23 protein-coding genes are annotated in these 24756 nt (G+C 68.3%); 12 read left to right on the top strand and 11 right to left on the bottom strand.

Going from position 1 to position 24756, the window contains the following annotated elements; translation table 11 throughout:
• The first annotated feature begins 39 nt into the window (after positions 1 to 39).
• From FGL98_RS14020 to FGL98_RS14010, 3 genes are all read left to right on the top strand, one after another.
• The gene (locus FGL98_RS14020) at positions 40 to 1197 is read left to right on the top strand and encodes an aromatic ring-hydroxylating oxygenase subunit alpha (RefSeq protein WP_146317472.1); all 1158 of its coding nucleotides are present in this window, start codon (positions 40 to 42) and stop codon (positions 1195 to 1197) included.
• Positions 1194 to 2117 (top strand): tetrahydrofolate dehydrogenase/cyclohydrolase catalytic domain-containing protein, encoded by a 924-nt coding sequence (locus tag FGL98_RS14015; protein ID WP_146317470.1) that lies wholly within the window; start codon positions 1194 to 1196, stop codon positions 2115 to 2117. The genes FGL98_RS14020 and FGL98_RS14015 overlap by 4 nt, the downstream gene beginning before the upstream one ends.
• A gap of 101 nt (positions 2118 to 2218) precedes the next feature.
• A complete protein-coding gene (locus FGL98_RS14010; protein WP_146317468.1) occupies positions 2219 to 2611 on the top strand; it encodes an SRPBCC family protein in 393 nt (130 codons plus the stop codon).
• Here the strand turns inward: FGL98_RS14010 and FGL98_RS14005 are convergent.
• Together FGL98_RS14005 and FGL98_RS14000 are read right to left on the bottom strand one after the other, a co-directional pair.
• The gene (locus FGL98_RS14005) at positions 2559 to 3323 is read right to left on the bottom strand and encodes a 3-hydroxyacyl-CoA dehydrogenase (protein ID WP_146317466.1); all 765 of its coding nucleotides are present in this window, start codon (positions 3321 to 3323) and stop codon (positions 2559 to 2561) included. The genes FGL98_RS14010 and FGL98_RS14005 overlap by 53 nt on opposite strands.
• Before the next feature lie 36 nt (positions 3324 to 3359).
• Positions 3360 to 4505 carry an acyl-CoA dehydrogenase family protein gene (locus tag FGL98_RS14000; protein ID WP_146317464.1) on the bottom strand — a complete coding sequence of 382 codons (1146 nt, stop codon included), beginning with the start codon at positions 4503 to 4505 and terminating at the stop codon, positions 3360 to 3362.
• A 186-nt stretch (positions 4506 to 4691) separates the two neighbouring features.
• Between FGL98_RS14000 and FGL98_RS13995 the strand changes: the two genes are divergently transcribed.
• The 3 genes from FGL98_RS13995 to FGL98_RS13985 all read left to right on the top strand — a co-directional run bounded on the left by FGL98_RS13995 (position 4692) and on the right by FGL98_RS13985 (position 8786).
• Positions 4692 to 6839, top strand: coding sequence for a DUF6421 family protein (locus FGL98_RS13995; RefSeq protein ID WP_146317462.1), 2148 nt, complete (start codon positions 4692 to 4694; stop codon positions 6837 to 6839).
• A 145-nt stretch (positions 6840 to 6984) separates the two neighbouring features.
• Complete coding sequence (locus FGL98_RS13990; RefSeq protein ID WP_146317460.1) at positions 6985 to 7704, top strand: SDR family NAD(P)-dependent oxidoreductase; 720 nt, start codon at positions 6985 to 6987, stop codon at positions 7702 to 7704.
• Positions 7705 to 7730: 26 nt separating this feature from the next.
• Positions 7731 to 8786, top strand: coding sequence for a threonine aldolase family protein (locus FGL98_RS13985; RefSeq protein ID WP_146317458.1), 1056 nt, complete (start codon positions 7731 to 7733; stop codon positions 8784 to 8786).
• Between the two features lie 67 nt (positions 8787 to 8853).
• Here FGL98_RS13985 and FGL98_RS13980 read toward each other — a convergent pair whose 3' ends face one another.
• Genes FGL98_RS13980 through FGL98_RS13965 form a run of 4 tightly spaced genes read right to left on the bottom strand, consistent with a single transcriptional unit; the run spans position 8854 to position 12061 of the window.
• Positions 8854 to 9234 (bottom strand): thiol-disulfide oxidoreductase DCC family protein, encoded by a 381-nt coding sequence (locus FGL98_RS13980; protein ID WP_186526173.1) that lies wholly within the window; start codon positions 9232 to 9234, stop codon positions 8854 to 8856.
• Positions 9231 to 10511 (bottom strand): hydroxyacid-oxoacid transhydrogenase, encoded by a 1281-nt coding sequence (locus tag FGL98_RS13975; RefSeq protein ID WP_146317454.1) that lies wholly within the window; start codon positions 10509 to 10511, stop codon positions 9231 to 9233. The genes FGL98_RS13980 and FGL98_RS13975 overlap by 4 nt, the downstream gene beginning before the upstream one ends.
• 49 nt (positions 10512 to 10560) lie before the next feature.
• Positions 10561 to 11343: an SGNH/GDSL hydrolase family protein gene (locus FGL98_RS13970; RefSeq protein WP_146317452.1), complete on the bottom strand. Its 783-nt coding sequence runs from the start codon at positions 11341 to 11343 to the stop codon at positions 10561 to 10563.
• Between the two features lie 40 nt (positions 11344 to 11383).
• Positions 11384 to 12061, bottom strand: coding sequence for a uracil-DNA glycosylase (locus FGL98_RS13965; RefSeq protein WP_146317450.1), 678 nt, complete (start codon positions 12059 to 12061; stop codon positions 11384 to 11386).
• 56 nt (positions 12062 to 12117) lie between these two features.
• On the opposite strand from FGL98_RS13965, the gene FGL98_RS13960 reads away from it, so the two are divergent.
• Both FGL98_RS13960 and FGL98_RS13955 read left to right on the top strand, forming a co-directional pair.
• On the top strand, positions 12118 to 13461 hold the full coding sequence (locus FGL98_RS13960) for a pyridoxal phosphate-dependent decarboxylase family protein (protein WP_246136548.1): 1344 nt from the start codon (positions 12118 to 12120) through the stop codon (positions 13459 to 13461).
• Between the two features lie 144 nt (positions 13462 to 13605).
• Positions 13606 to 13905: a DUF3263 domain-containing protein gene (locus FGL98_RS13955; protein WP_146317446.1), complete on the top strand. Its 300-nt coding sequence runs from the start codon at positions 13606 to 13608 to the stop codon at positions 13903 to 13905.
• A gap of 104 nt (positions 13906 to 14009) precedes the next feature.
• On the opposite strand, the gene FGL98_RS13950 is transcribed toward FGL98_RS13955, so the two are convergent.
• Genes FGL98_RS13950 through FGL98_RS13940 form a run of 3 tightly spaced genes read right to left on the bottom strand, consistent with a single transcriptional unit; the run spans position 14010 to position 17014 of the window.
• Positions 14010 to 15236, bottom strand: coding sequence for an acyl-CoA dehydrogenase family protein (locus FGL98_RS13950; RefSeq protein ID WP_146317444.1), 1227 nt, complete (start codon positions 15234 to 15236; stop codon positions 14010 to 14012).
• Between the two features lie 9 nt (positions 15237 to 15245).
• On the bottom strand, positions 15246 to 16265 hold the full coding sequence (locus FGL98_RS13945; RefSeq protein ID WP_222432176.1) for a phosphotransferase family protein: 1020 nt from the start codon (positions 16263 to 16265) through the stop codon (positions 15246 to 15248).
• Entirely contained in the window at positions 16265 to 17014 is a 750-nt protein-coding gene (locus tag FGL98_RS13940) for an SDR family oxidoreductase (RefSeq protein WP_146317440.1), read from the bottom strand. Before FGL98_RS13940 ends, FGL98_RS13945 begins: the two co-directional genes overlap by 1 nt.
• Positions 17015 to 17324: 310 nt before the next feature.
• Here FGL98_RS13940 and groL point away from each other — a divergent pair, with 310 nt between their 5' ends.
• Together groL and FGL98_RS13930 are read left to right on the top strand one after the other, a co-directional pair.
• Positions 17325 to 18962, top strand: coding sequence for a chaperonin GroEL (gene groL, locus FGL98_RS13935; RefSeq protein WP_146317438.1), 1638 nt, complete (start codon positions 17325 to 17327; stop codon positions 18960 to 18962).
• A 96-nt stretch (positions 18963 to 19058) separates the two neighbouring features.
• Entirely contained in the window at positions 19059 to 19871 is an 813-nt protein-coding gene (locus FGL98_RS13930) for a DUF1028 domain-containing protein (protein WP_146317436.1), read from the top strand.
• 14 nt (positions 19872 to 19885) lie between these two features.
• Here FGL98_RS13930 and FGL98_RS13925 read toward each other — a convergent pair whose 3' ends face one another.
• Both FGL98_RS13925 and FGL98_RS13920 read right to left on the bottom strand, forming a co-directional pair.
• On the bottom strand, positions 19886 to 21256 hold the full coding sequence (locus FGL98_RS13925; RefSeq protein ID WP_246136547.1) for a cytochrome P450: 1371 nt from the start codon (positions 21254 to 21256) through the stop codon (positions 19886 to 19888).
• Positions 21257 to 21261: 5 nt separating this feature from the next.
• A complete protein-coding gene (locus tag FGL98_RS13920; protein WP_146317434.1) occupies positions 21262 to 22020 on the bottom strand; it encodes an alpha/beta fold hydrolase in 759 nt (252 codons plus the stop codon).
• A gap of 121 nt (positions 22021 to 22141) precedes the next feature.
• On the opposite strand from FGL98_RS13920, the gene FGL98_RS13915 reads away from it, so the two are divergent.
• Positions 22142 to 22708 (top strand): PadR family transcriptional regulator, encoded by a 567-nt coding sequence (locus FGL98_RS13915; protein ID WP_146317432.1) that lies wholly within the window; start codon positions 22142 to 22144, stop codon positions 22706 to 22708.
• 29 nt (positions 22709 to 22737) lie between these two features.
• Positions 22738 to 24756, top strand: coding sequence for an NADPH-dependent 2,4-dienoyl-CoA reductase (locus FGL98_RS13910; protein WP_146317430.1), 2019 nt, complete (start codon positions 22738 to 22740; stop codon positions 24754 to 24756).

Below are 24756 nucleotides of genomic sequence, written 5' to 3'. Positions count from 1 at the left end.
CCCTCGAGTGTTCGGCCCGAGGCAAACCGAAGGAGAGTCATGACCGCAACGATCGAGCCCGGCGCACACCCGGCTGCACTGACCGCGCAGGGCAGCCTGCTGCGTACCCTGCCGGGCAGGGCCTACGTCGACCCGGCTTTTTTCGCCGCCGAGCAGGACGGCATCTTCGACCAGATGTGGATCTGCGCGGTGCGCAGTGACGACCTCTCGGGGCCCGGCAGGTTCAAGACCGTGCAGATCAGCCGGGAGAGCATCCTGCTGACCCGCAACCGCAAGGGCGAGGTGCGGGGGTACTTCAACGTCTGCCGGCATCGCGGGGCCCGACTGTGTCTCGAGGAGTCCGGCGAGGTGAAGCGCGCGTTCCAGTGCCCGTACCACGCCTGGACCTACGACCTGGACGGCAAGCTGATTGCGGCGCCGAACCTGACCAGCATGCCTGACATCGACCGGGTGGAGTATGGCCTGCATCACGTCGCCGTGCGAGAGTGGCTCGGATATGTGTGGGTGTGCCTTGCGCCGCAGCCGCCGTCCTTCGAGGCGACCGTGCAGCAGGACGTGATCGACCGGCTCGGTGACCTCGCCTCGATCGACGCCTACGACATCGAGCACCTCCAGCCGGGCCGGCGTATCCACTACGACGTTCAGGCCAACTGGAAGCTGATTATCGAGAACTTCATGGAGTGCTACCACTGCGCGACGATTCACCCGGAGCTGACCGAGGTACTGCCCGAGTTCGCCAACGGGTACGCCGCACAGTACTTCGTCGGTCACGGCGCCGAGTTCGGCGAGGAGATCGAGGGATTCACCGTCGATGGGTCCGCCGGCCTCGGGAAGATCCCGGGCATCCAGGAGGAGCAGGATCGGCGGTACTACGCCATGACCGTGCGCCCGCAGGTCTTCATCAACCTCGTGCCGGACCACGTCATCTTCCACCGGTTGTTCCCGATGGCGGAGGACCGGACCATCGTCGAGTGCGACTGGCTCTACCTGCCCGACGTCGTGGCCTCCGGCAAGGACGTGAGCTCCTCCGTCGAGCTGTTCGACCGGGTCAACCGGCAGGACTTCGACGCGTGCGAGCGCTGCCAGCCGTCGATGAGCTCGAGCCAGTATGCCGAGGGTGGCGTGCTGGTGCCCACCGAGCACCACATCCGGATCTTCCACGACTGGGTGCTCGACCGAGTCGGCGACCTCGGATGACGACCATCGCAGAAGCCGACTACCCGCAGCAGGCAACCCGCATCGACGGAAGAGCGCTGGCCGCAGCGGTCAAAGCGGATCTGGCCGAGCGCGTGGCGCTCTTGCATCTGCAGGATATCCGCCCCGGGCTCGGCACGATCTTGGTAGGTGAGGACCCGGCGAGCCATTCGTACGTGGCCGGCAAGCATCGTGACTGCCGGAAGGTCGGCATTGCCTCCCAACGAGTCGAGCTCCCGTCAACGGCGACACAGGCGGATCTTGACCGGGAGATCGATCTGCTGAACCGTGACGACGCGTGCACCGGGTTCATTGTCCAGTTGCCGTTGCCGCGCCACCTGGATATGCATCGAGCGTTGTCTCTGGTCGACCCGGGCAAGGACGCCGACGGCTTGCATCCGAACAACCTGGGCAAGCTGGTCCTTGGTATGCCTGGGCCGCTGCCGTGTACGCCACGCGCCATCCTGGAACTGCTGCGTCACCAGGGAGTCTCGCTGCAGGGATCGCGAGTCTGCGTGCTCGGGTGTGGGCTGACGGTCGGGCGACCACTTGCCCTCATGCTCACCTCACCAGCGGTCAACGCGACGGTGATCGCCTGCAACGAGGCCACTGCAGATGCAGCGGCATGGACTCGAGAGGCGGACATCGTCATCGCGGCAACCGGTGTGGCGCACCTGGTCCGGCCGGACTGGATACGCCCGGGAGCCACCGTGTTGTCCGTCGGGCTCTCCCGCACGATCGAAGGTGTGCTCGGAGATGTGCACCCCGACGTCGCCTCGGTGGCCGGCCTGCTCAGCGAGACCACCGGAGGAGTCGGACCGATGACCAGAGCGATGCTTTTGGCAAACGTCGTCGAGATGGCAGAGTTGAACTCCCAGGGAGACGAGGCACTCTGCAGGTGGTCCGATAACGCGGACGAATGATCGGGCACCGGCTTCAGGTGCGGCGTCGTCAGGCGGCGTAGACAAGCTCAGGGCGGTCGCCGAGTCATCGAAATGCGCGCCCCTGTGCTGTCTCACAGCGGCTGCGCATACCTGCCTCCGACCTCGAGGCTGACGAGCAGGATCGGCGTTACTACGCCGTGACCGTGCGCCCGCAGGTCTTCATCAGCCTCGTGCCGGACCACGTCATCTTCCACCGGTTGTTCCCGATAGCGGAAGGCCGGACCATCGTCGAGTGCGACTGGCTCTGCCTGCCCGACGTCGTGGCCTCCGGCAAGGACGTGAGCTCCTCCGTCGAGCTGTTCGACCGGGCCAACCGGCAGGACTTCGACGAATGCGAGCGCTGTCAGCCGTCGACAAGTTCGCGTCAGTATGCCGAGGGTGGCGTGCTGGTGCCCACCGAGCGGGTGGTCGACTGCGCGGTCAACGCGGGGGCATGCGCAGCGCGCCGTCGAGGCGGATCACCTCACCGTTGAGCATCGGGTTGTCGACGATGTGCGCGGCAAGCGACGCGTACTCCTGCGGACGGCCGAGGCGCGAGGGGTGTGGGACCTGCTTCTCCAGTGTCTCCTTCACCTCACCGGGCAGGCCGGCCATCATCGGCGTCTCGAACGTGCCGGGTGCGATCGTGACAACGCGGATTCCCTTGTCCGCGAGGTCGCGGGCCGCCGTCAGGGTCAGGCCTACCACGCCGCCCTTGGACGACGCGTATGCGGCCTGACCGACCTGCCCGTCGAACGCGGCAACGGACGCGGTCATCACCACGACACCGCGGTCGCCGTCCAGCGGCTCGTTGCCGGTCATCGCCTGCGCGGCGAGCCGTAGCACGTTGAAGGTGCCGATCAGGTTGACCTCGATGACCGTGCGATAGTCGTCGAGGCTGTGCAGTCCGCGCTTGCTGATGATGCGTCCCGGCGTGCCGATGCCGGCGCAGGACACGACGATGCGCAGGTCGCCGAGCTCCTTTGCCGCGTCGACGGCAGCCTGGATCTGCTGCTCGTCGCGCACGTCCGCAGCGACGAACTTTGCTCGCTCGCCGAGCGACTCGGCCAGCTGAGCGGCGTTGCTGGAGGGCAGGTCGACCAGCACGACCGCCGCGCCATCGGCATACAGCCGCTGAGCCGTGGCGGCACCGAGGCCGGAGCCGCCACCAGTGATGAGTGCGACGGTGGAGTTGTTGATCTGCACAGTGATTCGTCTCCTAGATGGGTTTCGTGGTCGAGGTCAGTGGTTCAGGAGGTGTCGTGAGATGACGAGCCGTTGGATCTGGTTGGTGCCCTCGAAGATCTGAGTCACCTTGGCATCACGCATGAATCGCTCGGCCGGAAAGTCCGCCGTGTATCCGGCACCACCGAGGACCTGCACCGCGTCGGTGGTGACCTTCATGGCGTTGTCGGTCGCCATGAGCTTGGCCACGGCGGCCTGCTTGCTGAAGGGCCGACCGGCGTCCTTCAGGCGTGCGGCGAAGAGGTAGGACGACCGGGCCGAGGAGACCGCAGCCTCCATGTCGGCGAGCATGAACCCGAGCCCCTGGAATCCGCCGATCGACCTGCCGAACTGCTGCCGCTCGCCGGCGTACCGGACCGCGAGGTCCAGTGCTGCCTGGGCCAGCCCGGTCGCTGCGGCGGCGATGCCCAGGCGTCCGGCGTCGAGTGCGGCAAGGGCCAGCTGCATGCCTTGGCCGCGCTCTCCGACCAGGCGGTCGGCATCGACGTGCACGTCGTCGAAGGTGACTTCGGCGACCGGGTCGCACGCGAGCCCCATCTTGCGCTCGGGCGTTGCGACGGTGAGTCCCGCAGCATCGGCAGGCACGACGAAGCAGGACAGTCCCTTGCCGCCGAGGTCGTCGGTGCGGACAAAGGAGGTGTAGTAGTCGGCATGGCCCGCGTGGGAGATCCAGGCCTTGGTGCCGCGGATGCTGAAGCCGCCCTCGTGCTCGACGGCGCGGGTGCGCATGCTGGCGATGTCGGACCCGGCCTCCCGCTCGGACAGGCAGTAGGCGCCGAGCAGCTCACCGCTCAACATGTCGCGCAGCAGGCTCTCCTGCTGCGCCGGCGTGCCGGCAGTGACGGTCGGAAAGCAGGTCAGTGCGTGCACGGAGACGCCGACCGCGACGCTCATCCAGACGCTCGCGATCTCCTCGACCACCTGCAGGTAGACCTCGTAGGGCACCCCGCCGCCGCCGAGCTCCTCGTCGTAGGGCAGCGACAGCAGCCCGGATCGCCCGAGCGTGCGGAAGATCTCGCGGGGCATCTCGCCCGCCGCCTCGGCGGCGTCGACCCGGGGAGCAAGCTCGCGGCGGCATACCTCGCGGGTGAGCTCGATGAGGTCGGCGCTCTCGTCGGTCGGCATGAGGCGTTCCACTGGCATGACCTCGACAATAGTAGGAACACCTAGGAAGTCAGAACAGGGACTACTCTCGCTTTGCGACAGCAAGATTTGCGGCATATGCTATGTCCGGCAGTAAGAACTGCAGTTGAATCAAGGTTTCGCATTTGTCGCCGCCGCCCTCGACCTCCGGGTCGCCGGCGGCCGCCTCATCGATAGGAGTCGTCAATGAGCGTGTTTCCAAGAGTTCTGGTCGAGCAGTCGCACAGCAGCGCCTGGTCGCTGAGCCGGGAGACCGCGGCGACGATGAATCCGGCGAACCCCGCCGATGCCAGTCTGGAGTTGGCGGCGCAGGCCCTGCGGTCGCGCGGTTTCGAGGTCACCGGGCACACTGCCGGTCGGCTGCGCGCCGCCGCCCTGCAGGACACCGATGTGCTGGTGATCGACCATCCCGCGGACGGGCGGTCGGAGCGGGTCGTCGGTGAGCTGCCACCGGTGTTCGAGCGGGCCGAGATCGACGCCGTCGAGGAGTATGTGCGGGCCGGCGGCGGCCTGGTCGTCCTCGCCGAGTGCAACCAGGACACCTACGGCAGCAATCTGGGCGAGCTGCTGGCGCGCTTCGGCGTCCGCATCACCAGCACGATGGTGCAGGAGACCGCGCAGGGTGGTCGTCGCCACCACGGCAACGCGAGCTGGGTGCTGGCCGAGATGGGTGGCGGCCTGGGGCAGGGGCTGCTCGCTGGAGTCGACGAGCTGTGCTTCTACCGTGCCGGGGTCATCGACATCACGGACGCCAAGGACCCGGTTGTCCTCGCGCGCACCAGCGGCACGGCCGCTCCCGCGCGAGAGCCGCTCGCGGTCGCGCTTCCCTTCGGCGCCGGGCGGGTCGTGGTGCTGGCCGACTCCGACCTGGTCGGCGACGACTCCATCGAGGAGCTGGACCACGCACGGTTCTGGACCAACATCGTCACCTGGGCATCCTCGGGTGCGCGGCACGCGGCGACCTCACTCGAGCGCAGCGAGACGGCATCCGCACCCGAGTGGCTGCGTCTGAAGGCAGCAGTCGAAGAACTGCGCCTCATGCAGAGCAAGGACGGTTCCGTCCCTTCGGCGGACCACCCTTCGACCGGCTCAGAACGGCGCGACCACGCGCGCGCCGGTGAGCTGATCGAGACGATGATCACCCAGATTAACGCGCTGGCACCGCGATTCCCGCACGACGAGGCCTATCTGACCGCACTGGTGGCGGACCTGCAGAAGTGGGTCGGCACGGCATACACCAAGCCCGACTTCCTGGACTCGCTGGTGGAGTTCCGGCCGGACCTGTCGCGCACCGACGGCATCGAGCACCTCGTGGTGTTCCCGATGTACACCCAGAACGGCAACCCGAACCGCGTCTTCGAGGCATTGCTCATCACCGTCACCTGGCCGGACTGGCTCGCCCAGGTGGAGAGCACCTACGACAACCCGATGTTCCTGCCGGTCAACTTCATCGACTTCACCCCCGGCTACGACACCAACTCCGCGGTGCTTTTCCCCGAGACCGTGGCGATGCGCGAGGTGCCGAAATTCCACTGGGGTGCGATCTTCTGCGACCGCGAGGGCGCACGCTTCCGTCGCGTCGTCAAGGAGGCCGCCACGCTGCTGTCCCTGCAGCTGCCGCCGGACGCCGAGCGCCTCGTGGCCTCGCAGGAGCTCGCTCAGAGCACCTTCTCGATGTGGGACCTCATCCACGACCGCACGCACAGCCACGGCGACCTGCCGTTCGACCCGTTCATGATCAAGCAGCGGATGCCGTACTGGATGTATGCGCTCGAGGAGCTGCGCTGCGACCTGAACACCTTCCGGCAGGCCGTGCAGCTGGAGGCCGACGGTCAGCCGTATGCCCGCTCGGTGCAGCTGGCGATCCTCTTCGACCGGCTCTTCCGCTTCCCGATTACCGGTGAGCGCTCGCGCAACTACGACGGTCTCGGCGGCCAGCTGATGTTCGGCTACCTGCACAAGCACGACGCGCTGCGCTGGACCGACAACAAGCTGTCCTTCGACTGGCGCCGGGTGCCCGAGGTCGTCGTGCAGCTGTGCGACGAGGTGGAGCACCTCTACCGCAGCGGCATCGACCGGTCCCGCGTCGGCCACTGGCTGGCTTCGCACGAGTTCGTCGCCACGTATGTCGCGCCGAACCCGGCATCGACCTGGGCCAAGGGTGCTGCCGCTCTGCCGCTGGACGGTCCGACCAAGCCGCTGAACGACCTCGTCATGGCCGACGAGTTCCCGCTGAACGTCTTCTATGAGGCGCTGCGCAAGAAGCTGGCCCACGTCGTCGCGTCCACCAGCGGCATCACCGCGGTCACCGCCGAAGAGCAGGACGCCGCCTAGGTGGGAGACTTGCGGGAGTGACCGAATCTGCTCATACAAGCCCCTTCGGTTGTGCACTTTCGCTCCAAAGGCGCACCTACAGCTGCGCCTTGGAGCGAAAGTGCACAACTGGGGCGGGGTGCGGGCGGGAGATCTGGAGGACTGAATGAGTACGGATCAAGCTGACCCTGTCGACCTGAGTGGACTGGTGGTTGTGGTGACCGGCGCGGCCGGCGACGGAGGCGCGCCCGCCGTGCGCCACCTGGTGACCGCCGGCGCGACGGTGGTCGCCGCCGGTCGTAGCCGGGAGCGCCTCGACGCCGTGGTGCAGTCCGCATCCGGCGGGCCCGGCACCGCCGTCGCGAGCGTGGTCGACCTGCTGGACGAGCCGAGCACCCTGGCCTGGGGGCACGAGCTGTTGGAGACCTACGGGCGCATCGACGGGCTGTTGCACCTGGTCGGCGGCTGGCGCGGCGGCAAGGGTATCGTCGAGTCGGACCTCGCGGACTGGGACTTCCTGCACGCGAGCATCATTCGCACGTTGCAGCACGCCACGCGTGCGCTGCACGACCCGATCAAGGCCAGCCCCCGTGGGCGCCTGGCCATCGTGTCGACCACCGGGCTTCGCAAGCCGCGGGCCAAGAACGCGGCCTACGTCTCGGCCAAGGCGGGCGCCGAGGCCTGGACCCTGGCCGTCGCCGACTCGTTCTCCGGCAGTGACGCGGCCGCCGTCGTCATCCGGGTGATGGCGCTGCTGACCCCGCAGATGCGCGACGCCAAGCCCGACGCGCCCTTCAAGAACTTCGTTGCTGTCGACGACCTCGCCGACCAACTGGTCGCCCTCTGGGACCGACCGGCCGACGAGCTCAACGGCACTGTTCGGTAGATCTCGGCTCTCAGTAAGGTGGATCAGTGAGCAAACCTCTGCACGACCCAGCCGAGCGCGGCTTCGCCAGTGACAACTACTCCGGCATTCATCCCGAGGTGCTCGCGGCCATCGTGCGCGCCAACGGTGGTCACCAGACCGCCTACGGCGACGATGTCTACACCGGGCACCTGCAGGAGGTCTTCCGGCGGCACTTCGGGCCGAGCGCGGAGGCCTATCCGGTGCTCAACGGGACCGGTGCGAACATCATCTCGCTGCAGGCAGTGACCCAGAAGTGGGAAGCCGTGGTGTGCGCCGCAAGCGCGCATATCAACGTCGACGAGTGCGGTGCACCCGAGCGGATGGGCGGCCTGAAGCTGCTCACCGTGCCGACCGAAGACGGCAAGCTCACACCGGAACTGGTCGACCGGCAGGCGTGGGGGTATGGCGATGAGCACCGCGCCCAGCCCAAGGTCCTGTCGATCACGCAGACGACCGAGCTCGGCACGGCATACACCGTGGACGAGATCCGGGCGCTCGCCGAGCACGTGCACGCGAAGGGCATGGTGCTGCACGTCGACGGGTCGAGATTGTCGAATGCCGCTGCGACACTGGGGATCTCGTTCAAAGAGATGACCACTGACGCGGGCGTCGACATCCTGTCCTTCGGGGGCACGAAGAACGGCATCCTGCTCGGTGAAGCGGTCGTCGTGCTCAACCCGGACGCGGCGGTCGGCCTGAAGTATCTGCGCAAGCAGTCGATGCAGCTGGCGTCGAAGATGCGGTTCATCTCGGCGCAGCTGGAGGCGCTGCTGACCGACGAGCTCTACCTGCGGAATGCCAAGCACTCCAACGCGATGGCGACCCGTCTCGCGGAGGCGGTGCGCGACATTCCGGGCATCACGCTCCCGCGGCCCGTGCAGGCCAATGCGGTGTTCGCCCTGCTGCCGAAGGCGGTGTCGTTGCGGCTGATGGAGACGTTCCGGTTCTACTTCTGGGACGAGGTCACCGGTGAGGTGCGGTGGATGTGCTCCTTCGACACCACGGAGTCCGACATCGACGCGTTCGCGGCCGCGATCCGTGCGGAGATGGCTGCCGCGTAGTAGCGCACGCAGGGCTGTGCTCTGGGCTCTCACCGTGCTGCCGAGTGGCGGGGTCTTTGGGCTGGACTTACCGGGCGGTGGGCATCGCGCAGGCCGGTGTGCCGCCCGGCATGGCATAGCGGTGCGCGGCGACCCACGCATAGATCCATTTCGACGGCTGCCGGACACCGGGTGCTGCGAGCAGCGCCCCGAGCGGCGGCCACGGCGCAGCGCCACGCCGCAGCGCCGCCGCGATCGCGAGGTGGCCGGCGTGTGCTCGCCCCCGCGCGTCGATGAACTGGGCGGCGGCGGTGCACTCCTTGTCGGTGAGCCCGTATGCGGTGAGGTCGAGCTCCTGCCAGGGAGCCACGGCATACTGCGCGGATCGAGAGACATGGCGACGCGCGAAGGCCGCGGCGGTCGTGCAGAACCCGCAGTCGCCGTCGAAGATCAGCACCGGCGTCGTCACCAGAGTGCCCCAGACGCCTGAAATATTGCGGTGAGGTCGTCCGCCGACACGTCGCGGGGCGCGGTGGTGAGCAGGCGCTGCTGCTTCAAGGACCCGTCGACCAGGTCGGGGATGTCGGCGTCGGTGTAGCCGACGGCGCCGATGCCGTTCGGGATCCCGATGTCGCGCATCAGGGCGATCAGCACGCTGGGCAGCTGGTCGCGGGCGTCGGGGGTCTTGGGCGCGTCCGGGGCCAGCAGCTCGGCCGCCCGCAGGTGACGGTCGGGGGACGCGTCGAAGGTGAACCGGAAGGCCGCGGGTGCAGTGAGGGACACCGACATGCCGTGCGGGATCATCGGCTCGTCCTGTGGGTAGCCGACCGGGTGAAACGACTTGACCCGACCGGCGATCGGATAGGCGTTCGCGTGCGGGATGTGCACCCCTGCGTTGCCGAAACCGAAACCGGCGAACGTCGCGGCCAGCGCCATCTCATACCGTGCCGCCGCATCGCGTCCGTCACGAACGGCGGAGCGGAACGACCCGGCCAGCAGCGTCAGCGCCTTCTCTGCCCACATGTCCGCAATGGGGTTGGCGCCGCAGTACGGGACCCGCTCATGCGGTGCCTTCTTCGGGTACGCCGTGTAGGGCCGTGCCGTGTAGCTCTCCAGCGCGTGGCACAGGATGTCCATGCCGGAGCACGCGGTCACACCGGCCGGTTGCGAGATCGTCAGATCCGGGTCGACGACCGCGAGTGTGGGTCGCAGCGCGGCGTGACTGATCCCGGTCTTCACTTGCTGCGACAACACATCCAGCACACAGATGGTGGTGCTCTCCGAGCCGGTGCCGGTGGTTGTCGGCACGGCCACGAGCGGCTTGAGCGGCTGGGCCGGGGCCTGACCGCCCACCGGCGCATTGACGTAGTCCATGAGCTCACCGCTGTTGGTCGTCAGCAGATTGATCGCCTTGGCGGTGTCGATGCTGGAACCGCCTCCGACAGCGACGAATCCATCCCACGGACCGTGCTCTCTGGCCCAGGCGACGGCGGCGGCCAGACTGTCGTCGGTGGGTTCGACGTGCGCCCGGTCGTAGACGGCTGCCTCCAGGCCGTGCTGGGTGAGCTGGTCGGCGACCCGCTGCGGACCACCGCTGCGGGCAACGCCCGGGTCGGTGACGACCAGGATGCGGTGTGCCCCCATGGCGGCCAGGTCGGCGCCGACCTCCGCAGAGGCGCCCGGCCCGATCTTCAGCCGTGGCGCGGCATACGTGTAGATCGTCTCGGACTGCAGGACGTTGCTCATGGGACCTCCGGATGTCGGGATCGTCACCAGCCAGTATGCCGCTCGCGGACTACTCGACCTGGTCGAGGTGCGGGCGCTTGGCGAAGTGGTCGTCGCCCGAGCTGCGGTGCTGCATGCGCCGTTGCACCCAGGGTGCGAGGTACTCCTTGGCCCACACGGCGTGACCGGCGAGCGCCTCACGGCGGCGCAGCGGGAGCGCCGGCGGCAGCGGTATCGCCCAGTCGCGCTCACCGTCTCGCTCGCCGAGCGCCCAGGCGGCCTGGGCGGCCACCCGCTGGTGTCCCTCGGTCGTCAGGTGCAGCCGATCGGGGGCCCACATGCGCGCGTCCCGCAGCGACCGCAGACTCCACTGATCCAGGACATAGCATCCGTGACGCTGCGCGATGCCGAAGACGTTCGCGGCGTAGACGGCGGCCCGGGGGCGCACGGCCTTCATCACGGGAGCGAACCCGGGGTCGGCGCTGGTCGCGAGCAGCACGTCGATACGGGCGGCGCGCAGGGTGACGACCGCCGCCTCGAGCTGGTCGGCGATCGCGTCGAGGTCGGCCTTCGGGCGCAGGCTGTCGTTGCCGCCGCCCACCATGCTGACCAGGTCGGGCGCCAGCTCGAGCGCGGCGTCCAGTTGCGGGCCGACGACGTCGGCGATCAGGCGCCCACGGACCGCCAGGTTGGCATAGCCGAACGGCCTGCCCTGGGTGGCGTTCTCCGCCGCGAGGTGCGCGGCCAGCCGGTCGGCCCAGCCGAGGTAGGCATCGGCCCGGGTCGGGTCGGGGTCGGACATCCCCTCGGTGAACGAGTCGCCGATGGCGACGTAACGCTCCCAGGTCGTCATTCGAGCTCCTTCGGCTGAGGTGGGCGGATCGGTGGAGGGTTCACGGCAGGGCCCAGCTGATCGGTGCGGCGCCCTGCTGCTCCAGCAGCTGGTTCGCGCGACTGAACGGACGAGAACCAAAGAAGCCACCGCGGGCCGACAGCGGTGAGGGGTGGGCACTTTCGATGCGAGGCACGGCGCCGAGGTGTGAGCCGAGGCTGCGGGCGTCCCGGCCCCAGAGGATCGCGACGAGCGGGCCGCCGCGTGCGACGAGCGCCGAGATCGCGGCGGCGGTCACGTGCTCCCAGCCCTGCCCGCGGTGGCTGGCCGGTGCGCCAGGGCGCACCGTGAGCACCCGGTTGAGCAGCAGCACACCTCGCCCCGCCCAGGGGGACAGGTCGCCGGTGGTCGGCCGGGGCACACCCAGGTCGTCGATCATCTCGGCGTAGATGTTCTGCAGGCTGCGCGGCACCGGCCGGACGCCGGCGTCGACGGCGAACGACAGGCCTACGGCGTGACCGGGTGTCGGGTAGGGGTCCTGACCGACGATCAGCACCCGCACCTCGTCGAGGGGCTGCTGGAAGGCGCGCAGTATGCGCTCACCGGCCGGCAGATACCCGCGGCCCGCGGCGACCTCGGCCCGCAGGAACTCACCGCAGGCGGCGATCTTGTCGGCCACTGGTTCGAGCGCCGGCGCCCAGCTGGGGTGCACCAGCTCCGGGAGGGGGCGAGCCTGCATACCTCCAACCTATCCAGATGCGTGCGCAGCCGGTCACTGGACCTAGACTCGGGCGGGTGCACGGCTTCAATGACGAGACCAAGCGACTCGGTGAGTCGATCCTGCGATATGCCGCCGAGCGGCTGGCGCTGGATCCGGTGCCGCTCGACTCTCCCCGCACGCCGGCCGAGCTGGACGCCGTCGCCGGCGGAGCGATCTCGGCGAAGGGTATCGGCGGCCAGTCCGCGCTGGAGCTCTTCGAGGATGAGCTCGCGCTCGCCTGCCTGTCGACCGACCACCCGCGCTACCTGTCGTTCATCCCGTGCGCGCCCACCCGCGAGGCGGCGATGTTCGACCTGGTGGTCGGCGCCTCCTCGATCTACGGCGGGTCCTGGCTCGAGGGAGCCGGTGCGGTGTATGCCGAGAACCAGGCGCTGCGGTGGATCGCGAACCTCGCGGGGCTGCCCGAGAGCGCCGGCGGTGGCTTTGTGCAGGGCGGCACGATCGGCAACCTGTCGGCGCTGGTCACGGCGCGGGAGACGGTGCGCGCTCGCACCGGCGCGCGGCCCTTCCGAGTGGCGTCGACGCCCGGGTCGCACTCGTCCATTGCGTCGGCCTGCCAGGTCATGGACACCGAACTGGTCGGCGTGCCGGTGGGCGATGACCTGCGGCTGACCGGTGCAGCGCTGCGTCAGGTCCTGCTCGACGAGGGGCCGGAGTCATTCTTCGCGGTCGTGGCGACGGCCGGCACCACCAACCTCGGGGTCATCGACGACCTGGAGTCAGTGGCCGCGGTCTGCGAGGAGTTCGGCATCTGGTTCCACGTCGATGGTGCGTATGGCGGCGCGGGGCTGGCCGCCCCGTCGATCCGTGCCAACTATGCCGGTGTCGAACGCGCCGACTCGTTCATCGTCGACCCGCACAAGTGGCTGTTCGCACCGTTCGACTGCTGCGCGCTGCTCTACCGGGACCCGCCGCTGGCGCGCGCCGCGCACACCCAGCACGCGTCATACCTGGACGTGCTGACCGAGAAGCCGGACTGGAACCCCACCGACTACTCCATCGGCCTGACGCGACGGGCGCGTGGGCTGCCGTTCTGGTTCTCGCTCGTGGCCAACGGCACCGACGCCTACACCGAGGCGATCGAGGGGACCCTTCGGGTGGCGCGCTTCGCGGAGGACGAGGTGTCGCGGCGGGACTACCTCGAGGTGGTGCATCACTCCGACCTGACGGTGGTGGTCTTCCGGCGGCTCGGGTGGGGCCCGCGGGACTACCAGCAGTGGTCGGACAGGTTGCTGGAGCGGCAGGAGGGTTTTGTGGTGCCGACCTCGCATGCCGGTGAGACCCTGGCGCGATTTGCCATCGTCAATCCGCGCACGACGACCGACGACATCGTGGTGATTCTCGACTCGATGGCGTGAGTTGAACCTCATTTGACACATCAGTCACATCTATCACATGCACCTCCGGTGGCCCGCCATGGGAATGACACCGATGTGATTCACCCTCTATCATCGATCTCGGACAGGGCTTCGCGGCCGCCGTCGAACGAGAAAGGTGTGCGGATGAGCGCTCAGCACCAGCACAGCGAGGCGCCCAGCGGCAATCCGTTGAGCGAGCGGGACCGGTCGATCCTGTCGTTCGAACGCAACTGGTGGAAGCTCCAGGGGGCCAAGGAGGCGGCCATCAAGGAGACATTCGACATGAGCTCCACCCGGTACTACCAGGTGCTGAACGCCCTGCTGGACAACCCGGCCTCCCTCCAGCACGACCCGATGCTGGTCAAGCGGCTGCAGCGGCTGCGCGCCGGCCGGATGCGCCAGCGCACCGCCCGACGCCTCGGCTTCGACCGGACGACCACCTGACCCCTCCCCGCGAGAGGTCACTGATCGCACGCGAGAAGTCACTTATTGCACGCGATAAGTGACCTCTCGCGTGTTGTTAGTGACTACTCGGGTGTTGTTCGTGACTACTCGCGGGTGGCGCGCTGGCGGCGCAGCTCGGCGCGGGCCAGTGAACCCTTGTGCACCTCGTCCGGACCGTCGGCGAATCGCAGCGTGCGGATCCCGGCGTAGGCCTCCGCGAGCGGGAAGTCGCCCGACAGGCCACCGGCGCCGTGCACCTGGATGGCCTTGTCGAGGATCCACTGGACGGTCTGCGGCGTGGCGATCTTGATCGCCTGGATCTCCGAGTGCGCTCCCTTGTTGCCGACGGTGTCCATCAGCCAGGCGGTCTTGAGCACGAGCAGCCGCAACTGCTCGATGCGCACGCGGGACTCGGCGATCCAGTCGCGCACGACGCCCTGCCCGCTGATCGGGCCGCCGAACGCCACCCGGCTGTCGGCGCGGGCGCACATCAGCTCGACCGCGCGCTCCGCCAGCCCGATGGACCGCATGCAGTGGTGGATCCGGCCGGGGCCCAGGCGCGCCTGCGCGATCGCGAAGCCCTGCCCCTCTCCGGCGATGAGGTTGCTCGCGGGGACCCGCGCGTCACGGAATTCCAGCTCGGCGTGCCCACCGTGGCTGTGGTCGTCGTAGCCGAAGACGGTCATACCCCGCTTGATGATCAGCCCAGGCGTATTCCGTGGCACCAGGATCATCGACTGCTGACGGTGCCGCTCCGCGGACGGGTCGGTTTTGCCCATGACGATGAAGATCTCGCACTCGGGGTTCATCGCACCGGTGATCCACCACTTGCGCCCGTTGATGACATATTCGTCACCATCGCGCACGATCGAGGTCGCGATGTTGGTGGCATCCGATGACGCGACGTCGGGCTCGGTCATAGCGAATGCCGAGCGGATCTGCCCGTCCAGCAATGGCTTCAGCCACTGCTCACGCTGCTCGGCGCTGCCGAACTCCGACAGCACCTCCATGTTGCCGGTGTCCGGTGCGGAGCAGTTGACCACGGCCGGCGCCAAGCCGATCGATCGTCCGGTGATCTCGGCCAGCGGCGCGTACTGCAGGTTGGTCAGGCCCGCGCCGTGCTCACCGGGCAGGAAGAGGTTCCACAGACCCTTGGCCTTCGCGGCATCGCGCAGCTCGCGGATGACGGGGGTCGTGCTCCATGCCCAGTGATCGTCGAGACCGTCGAGCTGCTCGGCAAACGCGGACTCCGCAGGGTAGACCCGCGCGTCCATGAATGTCTGCAGCTCGTCAAGCAGCCGCTTGGTCTTGTCATCGAATTCGAAATCCATTGGTGCACCTCACTGTTGACGGAGCGCGGCGAGGCCGCTGGCGATCAGTGGCGCGGTCGCGCTGCCGAGGTTGTCGAAGCCTTCGCCCACGGTCTGCCCATGGGTGTAGCGGTAGTAGATGCCCTCGAGGATCGCCGCCAGCTTGTAGTAGGCCAGCGCCTCGTGAAAGCCGAGATCGCTGACGTCCCGGCCGGACTCGCGAGAGTAGCGCTCGATCACCGCACCGCGGTCCGGGTAGCCGGGAGCCTCCGACGCGTTGGAGACGGACTCCGGCACCACCGTGGCCAGGTGCTGGTAGACCAGCATCAGTGCGATGTCGGTCAGCGGATCGCCGACCGTGGCCATCTCCCAGTCGAGCACCGCGGCGATCTGGTCGGCTTCATCGACCAGTGCGTTGTCGAGGCGGAAGTCGCCGTGCACGATGGTCGGTTGGGGCGAGCCCGGGATGGCTGCCGCGAGCTCCTCGTGCAGCTGCTGCTCACCGGTGATCTCCCGCGAGTGCGACTGGTCCATCTGCTTCTTCCAGCGTCGTACCTGCCGCTCGAGGAAGCCCTCCGGGCGGCCGAAGTCGCCCAGTCCCACCGCGGCCGGCTCCACCTCGTGCAGGGCGACCAGAGTGTCGACCAGGTTGTCGGCGATGCTGCGCACCCGCTCCGGACCCAGCCTCGCCAGCTCGTCGGCGTACCGGTACGGCGTGCCGGCCACCTTCTGCATGACGTAGAACGGTGCACCGAGGACGGCGTCATCGGTGCAGTACGCGAGCATCCGCGGCACCGGCACGGCGGTGTCCGCGAGCGCATCCATCACGCGGTGCTCCCGGCCCATGTCGTGCGCGGTGGCCAGCACATGGCCCAGCGGCGGGCGTCGGACCACGACCTGCGCGGCGCCGTCGGTGACGATGTAGGTCAGGTTGGACTTGCCGCCGGTGATCACCTCACCGGTGAGCGGGCCGTCGAGCACGCCGGGCGCCGCACGGTCCATAAACCCCTGCAGCGCGCCGAGATCGAGGCCGGGCAGGTCCTGCGGCATCAGACGCCGCCGGTGAGCAGCACGCCGCCGTCGATGGTGACGGTCTGCCCGGTGACCCAGCCCGCATCGTCGGACAGCAGGAAGGAGACGACCCCGGCGATGTCGTCCGGTTCACCCAGCCGCTTCAGCGGGTAGGGCCGGGAGACCTCTTCCTCACGTCCCGCATACAGCGCCTGCGCGAACTGGGTCTTGACGACCGCGGGAGCCACGGCGTTGACCCGGATGCCCGGACCCAGCTCGACCGCGAGCTCCTCGGTGAGGTGGATGACGGCGGCCTTGCTCACGCCATACATCGCGATCCCGGGCGCCGGGCGCAACCCGGCCACCGAGGCGATGTTGACGATCGAGCCGCCGTGCTCCTTCATCCACGCCGCGTGGACCTTCTTGACCCACTCGAGCGCCGCGATGACGTTGACCTCGAAAATCTTGCGGGACACCGCGGTCTCGATGTCCAGCAGCGAGCCGTAGGCGGGATTGATGCCGGTGTTGTTGACCATCAGGTCGAGGCTGCCGAAGGTGTCGAGCGCCGCGGCGACGACCTCGTCCTGGTGCTCGGGCCGGTCGGCCTTGCCGGCGACGTAGGTGGCGTGCTCGGTCCCGAGGCGCGCCACCGCCTCCTTCAGCGCGTCCTCGCCTCGCGCGGTGATCACGACGTTGGCGCCCTCGGCGACCAGGCGTTCGGCGACGGCATATCCGATGCCACGGCTGGCGCCGGTGACGATCGCGGTCTTTCCCTGGAGGCGGCTCACAGAACTTCCTTCGGATGGAGGTCACGGATGCTGCCGAGGCTATACCGGCGCCACCCGCGATGGCCGGTGAGCCGGGTTTCGTCTCAGCAAAGCGGTGAGGTGGCCAGGGAGAATGCGCGGATCGTTTGCACTCTCACCCCGAGAGTGCCAATAATGGCGTTAGCACTCTCGCCATGAGAGTGACAAAACAGTGTGGCCGTAGGACGAGAGTCGCCACCGAGGGCGTCGTGAGCCCGAACGTGGATGGCTCGTCCGTCGCGGGCGTCATGCGGCCGACTCCGGACGAAACGTGTGGGAGGAACAACCGCACATGGCTAAGACCATTGCATTCGACGAAGAGGCACGCCGCGGTCTCGAGCGAGGGATGAACATCCTTGCCGACGCCGTCCGCGTGACGCTTGGCCCCAAGGGCCGCAACGTCGTGCTCGAGAAGAAGTGGGGCGCCCCCACCATCACCAACGATGGTGTGAGCATCGCCAAGGAGATCGAGCTCGAGGACCCCTACGAGAAGATCGGCGCCGAGCTGGTCAAGGAGGTCGCCAAGAAGACCGACGACATCGCCGGTGACGGCACCACCACGGCGACCGTGCTCGCCCAGGCGATGGTCCGTGAGGGCCTGCGCAACGTGGCCGCCGGTGCCAACCCGATGGCGCTCAAGCGTGGCATCGAGGCCGCGGTGAGCGCCGTCAGCGAGGCCCTGCTGAGCCAGGCCAAGGAGATCGAGACCAAGGAGCAGATTGCTGCGACGGCCTCCATCTCGGCCGCCGACCCGCAGATCGGCGAGCTCATCGCCGAGGCGATGGACAAGGTCGGCAAGGAAGGCGTCATCACCGTCGAGGAGAGCAACACCTTCGGGCTCGAGCTCGAGCTCACCGAGGGTATGCGCTTCGACAAGGGCTACATCTCCGGTTACTTCGTGACCGACACCGAGCGCATGGAGACCGTGCTCGAGGACCCCTACATCCTCGTGCTCAACTCCAAGGTCGCCAGCATCAAGGACCTGCTCCCGCTGCTGGAGAAGGTCATGCAGTCCGGCAAGCCGCTGGCGATCATCGCCGAGGACGTCGAGGGCGAGGCCCTGTCGACCCTGGTGGTCAACAAGATCAAGGGCACCTTCAAGTCCGTGGCCGTCAAGGCCCCGGGCTTCGGTGACCGTCGCAAGGCCATGCTCGGCGACATCGCCATCCTCACCGGTGGCCAGGTCATCTCCGAGGAGGTCGGCCTCAAGCTCGACACCGCCGAACTGGACCTGCTGGGCAAGGCACGCAAGGTCGTCGTCACCAAGGACGAGACGACCATCGTCGAGGGTGCCGGCGACGCCGACCAGATTGCCGGTCGGGTGAGCCAGATCCGTGCCGAGATCGAGAACAGCGACTCGGACTACGACCGCGAGAAGCTCCAGGAGCGCCTGGCGAAGCTCGCCGGTGGCGTGGCCGTCATCAAGGCGGGTGCGGCGACCGAGGTCGAGCTCAAGGAGCGCAAGCACCGCATCGAGGACGCCGTCCGCAACGCGAAGGCTGCCGTCGAGGAGGGCATCGTCGCCGGTGGTGGCGTGGCTCTGCTGCAGGCTACCGACGCCGCCTTCAAGACGCTCAAGCTCGAGGGTGACGAGGCGACCGGCGCGAACATCGTCAAGGTGGCCGCGCAGGCTCCGCTGAAGCAGATCGCGGCCAACGCGGGCCTCGAGCCCGGTGTCGTCGTCGAGAAGGTCCGCGGGCTCAAGTCCGGCGAGGGCCTCAACGCTGCGACCGGTGACTACGTCGACATGATCGCCGGCGGCATCATCGACCCGGCGAAGGTCACGCGTTCCGCGCTGCAGAACGCCGCGTCGATCGCCGCGCTGTTCCTGACGACCGAGGCCGTCATCGCCGACAAGCCGGAGAAGGCTCCGGCCGGCGGCGGCGACCCGACCGGTGGCATGGGCGACATGGGCGGAATGGGCTTCTGATCCGTCGGATCTGAAGCCAGCTCGCACGAAGGGCGGTCCCACGCGATGGGGCCGCCCTTCGGCATACCCGGGCGGCGTGGTGGGTAGCGTGAGCGCATGACCTTCTCCATCGTGGGCCGGGATGCGGCCACCGGCGACCTGGGTGTGGCCGTCGCCTCGAAGTTTCTGGCCGTGGGCTCCGCGGTGCCGGCCGCCCGGTACGGCGTCGGTGCGATCGCGACGCAGGCATTCGCCAACACCCTGTATCGCCGGGACGGGATGGCGCAGCTGAAGCTCGAGTCGAGTGCGCAGGAGGTGGTGCAGTCGCTGGTAGCCGCCGATGCACTCGGTGCGGAGCGGCAGGTGGGGGTAGTCGACCGCCATGGCGGCGCAGCGACCTACACCGGGCCGGGCTGCCATGACTGGGCCGGCGGTGTCGCGGAGCAGGACGTGGCGATCGAGGGCAACATCCTGGTCGGAGCGCGGGTTGTCGACGCGATGCATGCGGCATGGGTCGCGGCCGCCGGCGAGCCCTTGCCGCGCCGACTGCTGGCCGCGCTCACTGCAGGGGACGAGGCAGGCGGTGATCGCCGGGGTCGTCAGTCCGCGGCGATGTACGTGGTGTCGGCGACCGGTGGCTACACGCCCGGCGACGACTTGGCCTACGACCTGCGGGTCGACGACCACCAGTCGCCGGTGCCGGAGCTGGCACGGCTGCTGGACCTGCATGACCTCTACTTCGGGCAGCCGGCCGACGAGGATCTGCTTCCGTTGAACGGTGATCTCGCCGCTGAGGTAGGGCGCCGCCTGGCGGACGCGGGGTACGCCGATCTGGCGTCGTGGGCTGGTGTGGAGAACCTCGAGATGCGGTTGCGCGACGGGCTGATCGACCGCACCGTGCTGCAGCGACTTCGAGATGCCACGACCTGAGCGGGCCGGCTCTGTCACCGAGTCCAGCTGATCGGTAGCCGTTTGATCCCTCGCTGGAAGTTCGAGCGCAACCAGGCCGGATCGCCGGCCGGCTCGATCCACGACGTGCGAGTCAGCAGCTGGGTGAACAGCATCCGCATCTGCATCCGCGCGAGCTGGGAGCCGAGACAGAAGTGCGGGCCGTGCCCGAAGGACAGGTGCGCTCGGGCACCACGGTGGATGTCGAACCGGTCCGGGTCCTCGAAGGCGGCGGGGTCACGATTCGCGGACGCGAACGAGACCACGACCTTGTCACCGCGCTCGAGCTGCGTTTCGCCGAGCCGAGTGGGCTCGGTCACGGTGCGGCGGAAGGTCATGACCGGTGTCCACCAGCGCAGCATCTCCTCGACGGCGCCATCGATCAAGGACGGGTCCTCGCGCAGCTCGCGTTGCGCCGGCGGGTGCAGCAGCAGCGCTCGCATACCACCGGGTATGCCGTTGCGCAGGGTCTCGTTGCCCGCGACGGCAAAGAGCCAGAACATGTTCTCGAACTCCTCGACGCTCACGGTCCCACCCGAGTCGTCGCGCTGCGCCATCAGGATCGACATGACGTCGGTGCCGGGGGAGCGGCGGCGCACCTGCCCGAGCGCGTGCGCATAGGTGTAGAGGTCGAGCATGCCTTCGCGTGACCGAGGATCCGGCATCAGGCCGTCCGGCCCCGGATCCGGCCGAAGGCGCAACGCTTCCCTGGCCAGGTCGGTGCCGCCGGTGCCGTCGAAGCTGCCGCTGGAGGCATAGTCGGGATCCTGCCAGCCGATGACGCGGTTGGACCAGTCGAAGAGCAGTCCCCTGTCCTGCGCCGGCACGCCCAGCACGTCCGCCAGGGTGAGCAGCGGCAGATCGGCTGCGACGTCCTTGGCGAAGTCGCAGCTGCCGGAGGCGTCCTCGCCGAGCATGCGATCGACGATCCGGTCCACGTGCGCCGCGATCTGCTCCTCGAGTGCGGCGACCGCCCGGGCGGTGAAGGACTTTGCCAGCATCCGTCGCAGCCGGGAGTGCTCCGGCGGGTCCATGTTGAGCATCATCCGGCGCACGTAGGTCAGGTCTGCATCGCTCGCGGGGTCGCGGATCTGGGTGCCGCCGAGTGCGGAGGAGAAGGTGGCCGGGCTCTTGAGCACCTGCTCCACTGCGGCATGCTCCAGCACCAGCCAGTAGCCGGCGCCCTCGGCCCAACCGGGCAGCTCGGGTTCGATGACCGGGACGATCCCGCGGCCGTCGCGCAGGGCCGCCAGCTCCGCATACGGCATCCGTGTCGTATAGGTGCTCGGATCGTGGACGACGCGCGTCGCCGCCCGCTCCGCATCGGTGAGGCGGGCGTATGCCGCCGTAATCGTGCCGTGTGCCAAGGCGATCAGCTCTTCAGGAAAGCCTCGATCACGGTGACCAGCGCGACCGGTGTCTCGAACATCGAGTAGTGGCCGGCGTTCGCCATGACCTCGAGCTCGGCCGACGGATGGGTCTGCATCCAGGTGGCGCGGATGGTCTGCTCGCCCAGTGCCGGGTCGTGCTCGCCGACGACCGCGAGGGCGGGGACGTCGATGCCGTCGAGGGTCGCGGTGAAGTCGGTCTTGGCCCAGGCCTGCAGGTTGTCGCCGAAGGCCTCGCGAGTGGACCGCTGCACCGAGTGCGCGACCATGGCGTCGATCCACCGCTTGGTCAGGCGGTTTCCAGTCGTCAGGTCGATGATCGCGGCGCGGTTGGCGTCGTCCTGCGCCGCGCCGCTGAACAGTGCCCAGCCGTCGTCGTCGAAGGGCACCCCACTGGAGGGCACCGGGCTGACGCCGACGATCCGCTCGACCCGGTCCGGTGCGAGCGAGAGCGCCCGCTGCACGACGCTGCCACCCATCGAGTGGCCCAGGAGGCAGAAGGTTGCCGCGCCGAGCTCGTCCGCGAGCTGCAGCGTGTCCTTGGCCATCTCGTCGATCGTGTGCTCTCCGTCGACGTCCTTGCGCTCGCCGTAGCCGCGATAGTCGGCGAACACATAGGTGAAGGCATCGGTGTCGAGCAGCCCGCAGAAGTCGTGGCCCCAGCCCGTCGAGGAGCCGAACCAACCGGGTATGCAGATGACCGTGCGCGCGCCGGCACCGACGGTGTGATGTGGGGTGGTCATGGTCGAAGGCTAATCCGGAACGGCGGGGAGTGCCGTTCAAACGCAGATCTGTGTCCGGCGCCGCCTACCCCACGATGGGGTCGAGTTGACTATGCGTATAGGTGCATATGAAACTAGGTGCATGTCACTGAGTCAGGCGATCCTCGTGTCGCTCGCCGAGCGCGCCGCCAGTGGCTACGACCTGACCCGTCGGTTCGACAAGTCGATCGGCTTCTTCTGGCGGGCGACTCATCAACAGATCTACCGCGTGCTCGCGCGTATGCAGGCCGAGGGGCTGGTCGACGTCACGGTCGAGCCGGGGGAGGGCCGCCCGGACCGCCGCGTCTATCACCTGACCGACGAGGGACGCGCACGGCTGAAGGAGTGGACTCGCGAGCCGACGGCCCGCGAGCAGGTGCGCAGCGAGTTCGCGGTCAAGGTGCGCGCGATGCCGTTCGGCGATCGGGATGCCGTCATCGATGACATCCGCCGACAGCGTGGATTGCATGCCGAGCAGCTGGACTACTACCTGGCCGACGAGGCGCTGCACTTCCCGGAGCCAGGCCGCGTCGCCGAGGCGGACCTACCCGCCTGGCTCGTGCTGCGCGGCGGAATACGCCAGGAGCAGTCGTATGTCGCGTGGTGCGACGAGATGCTCGCCGTCCTCGATCGCACCACAGAGCCCACCCACACTCCTATTGCCGGCTAAGGCAATGGGTTCGACCGCAGGAGATGCCGATGCCCTACGACCACCTGCTCAAGCCGATCACGATCGGTGGACTCACCCTGCCCAACCGGGTGGTCATGGGCTCGATGCACACCGGGATGGAGGACCGCGCCAAGAACTTCCCGCAGCTGGCGGCCTACTTCGCGGAACGCGCTCGCGGCGGCACGGCCCTTATGATCACCGGCGGTTTCGCGCCGACCTGGCAGGGCTGGCTGCTGCCGGCCGGGTCGCTGCTGGCCACCCGTCGAGCGGCGGAGAAGCATCGCCTCATCACCGATGCCGTGCACGAGGCTGGTGGACGAATTGCCTTGCAGATCTTGCACGCTGGGCGCTACGGCTTTCACCCCTTCATCCGGTCCGCATCCGGCCGCAAGTCGCCGATCACCCCCTTCAAGCCGCTGGCCCTGACCACTCGTGGCGTTGACCGGACGGTCACGGCGTTCGCACATGCGGCCCAGCTTGCGCAGCTCGCCGGATATGACGGCGTCGAGATCATGGGGTCCGAGGGCTACCTGATCAACCAGTTCCTGGTCGAGCGCACCAACCAGCGCGGCGACAAGTGGGGTGGCAGCGCGCAGAAGAGGATGCGATTCCCGACGCAGATCGTCCGGCGCGTGCGCGAAGGAGTCGGGGACGACTTCCTGGTCATCTATCGGCAGTCGTTGCTGGACCTTGTCCCGCAGGGGCAGTCGTGGGAGGAGACCGTCGAGCTCGCGCAGCGCGTCGAAGAGGCCGGCGCCTCGTTGATCAACACCGGAATCGGCTGGCACGAGGCCCGCATTCCGACCATCGTCACGTCCGTGCCCAGGGCGGCGTTCGCTGGGGTGACCGGCGAGCTCAAGGCGAAGGTCGGCATACCCGTCATGGCCTCCAACCGGATCAACACCCCCGAGGTAGCCGAACGGATCCTGGCCGGCGGAGAGGCCGACCTGATCTCGATGGCGCGCCCGTTGCTCGCCGATCCGGACTTCGTTGCGAAGACGCGCGAGGGCCGGGCCGACGAGATCAACACGTGCATCGCGTGCAACCAGGCGTGCCTTGATCACACGTTTGCCAATAAGCGGGCCACCTGTCTGCTCAACCCACGAGCCGGCCGGGAGACCGAGCTGGTGCTACGGACGGTGCCGCCACACCGGATACAGCAGATCGCCGTTGTCGGTGCCGGGCCTGCCGGCCTGTCGGCGGCAGTGTCGCTCGCTGAAAGAGGCCACCAGGTAACGGTGTTCGAGGCTGCCGGAGAGATCGGTGGACAGTTCCGACTGGCGATGCGGATCCCCGGCAAGGAGGAGTTTGCCGAGTCACTGCGCCACTACCAGCGCCGGATGGACGTCCTCGGGGTGCAGCTCCGGCTGCGGACTCGCGCGGGGGAGGAGCAGCTGGCGGAGTTCGACCAGGTCGTCGTGGCGACCGGTGTCACGCCGCGGGTGCCGACGATCCCCGGCATCGACCACGCGAAGGTGGTGGCGTATGACGCGCTGCTGCGCGGAGAGGTCCTCGCCGGTGAGCGAGTGGCCGTCATCGGCGCCGGCGGCATCGGCTTCGACGTGAGCGAGTTCCTGCTGCACGAGCAGCACGAGTCGGTGCAGCGGTGGATGGATCGGTGGGGTGTCACCGCTCCCGAGCAGGCGCGTGCCGGTCTCGGGGAGAAGCGGCAGGAGCAACCGCGCCGGACGGTGTATCTGTTGCAGCGCAAGAGTTCTCGTCTAGGCAAGGACTTGGCGAAGACGACCGGTTGGGTGCATCGGCAGACATTGAAGGACGGCGGTGTCGAGATGATCGGGGGCGTGACCTACGACCGGATCGACGACGCCGGACTGCACATCACGGTCCAGGCGAACCAGAAGGCCGAGCCCGTGCACCGCATCCTCGAGGTCGACACGGTCGTCATCTGCACCGGCCAGGAGTCGGTGCGTGATCTGGTCGGTCCGGGGGCCGCCAACCGGCACGTGATCGGCGGGGCCGACGTGGCCGCCGAGCTCGACGCCAAGCGCGCGATCCGGCAGGCGACGGAGCTGGCGGCACGCCTGTAG

Origin of the sequence: Leekyejoonella antrihumi, assembly GCF_007845645.1 — a bacterium.
Classification (GTDB): Bacteria; Actinomycetota; Actinomycetes; order Actinomycetales; family Dermatophilaceae; genus Leekyejoonella; species Leekyejoonella antrihumi.
The sequence above is the reverse complement of the archived record's forward strand: the minus strand, read 5'-3'. Positions and strand labels throughout refer to the sequence as shown.